We start from the raw sequence: 880 nt of genomic DNA on the forward strand, positions 1-880 counted from the left end.
AAATGCTGATTAACAAACTGGATTGACCGGTAGGGATGGAACAATGGAAAGACAACAAGAAATTGAAGAGCGCTCCCGGGATTTAATAAGAAAGGCCGATGAAAAAGAAAGGCAAGAATTGAAACGTTTTAAACTGCGATATGGTATTTTTTTGGTTTTTCTTTTTCTTGTGCCAGCTGGATGTTTTTTTGTGCAGTATGAAGATTTTCGCGATATGCAGCCCGCCACTCCAGAACAACTGCAAAGTATTTTTCATGACGCACCTTGTGCTGCTGAGGCTTTTCGGATGGCTCTTCAAACTAATACTGTCACTTCGTCAGCGACATTAACTTTTGGTGACGCAAAAAAGATGGCATCAGAATGCAAGGATAAAGAAGAGGTTAAAGCAGTACGTGAAAAACAACTTAACGCACTGAACGCTATAAGCAAATAATCAGGGGGTGGATATGATGCTGTTTTTTAGAAAGTATGGATTTTTGTTTATCCCTCCAGTCTACTGGCTCATCTATCTGGGAGCCAGGCTGACATACAATGGACTGGCAGGAGAGTTTTCTCCTGATTTCCTTCAGGGTATTCGACATGAAGGCCTCTATATTATCTGTAGTCTGTGTGTCTTTTATTTTTTCTGCCTGGAGGTGGAAATTAGTGATGGGGAGTTCTCAGCGAACATTCTGTTCCTGATTGTTTTCTTTCATGTGGTTTTGTTATTTATCACTCTGCTTATTTGTTTGTGGCAAGGGGCGGTGTTGTGGGATGCTATTTTTCAAGGTCAGATTATTTCCGCCGTGTGTTTATTGTTTTTTATTCCTGTACTTTGCATTATAAGAAGGAGTTTCTAGTGCGGCTGTGAATATTCTTCTTGCCATTTATTACCCTTGTT

2 protein-coding genes are annotated in these 880 nt (G+C 40.2%); both read left to right on the forward strand.

The window, feature by feature from the left end; all coding sequences use genetic code 11:
• Positions 1-43: 43 nt before the first annotated feature.
• Entirely contained in the window at positions 44-433 is a 390-nt protein-coding gene (locus CWM53_RS31640) for a hypothetical protein (protein WP_100750752.1), read from the forward strand.
• Positions 434-440: 7 nt separating this feature from the next.
• Positions 441-839 (forward strand): hypothetical protein, encoded by a 399-nt coding sequence (locus CWM53_RS08295; RefSeq protein ID WP_165785042.1) that lies wholly within the window; start codon positions 441-443, stop codon positions 837-839.
• The last annotated feature ends 41 nt before the right edge of the window (positions 840-880 follow it).

Origin of the sequence: Klebsiella sp. A-Nf5, assembly GCF_002810545.1 — a bacterium.
Lineage (GTDB): Bacteria > Pseudomonadota > Gammaproteobacteria > Enterobacterales > Enterobacteriaceae > Klebsiella > Klebsiella variicola.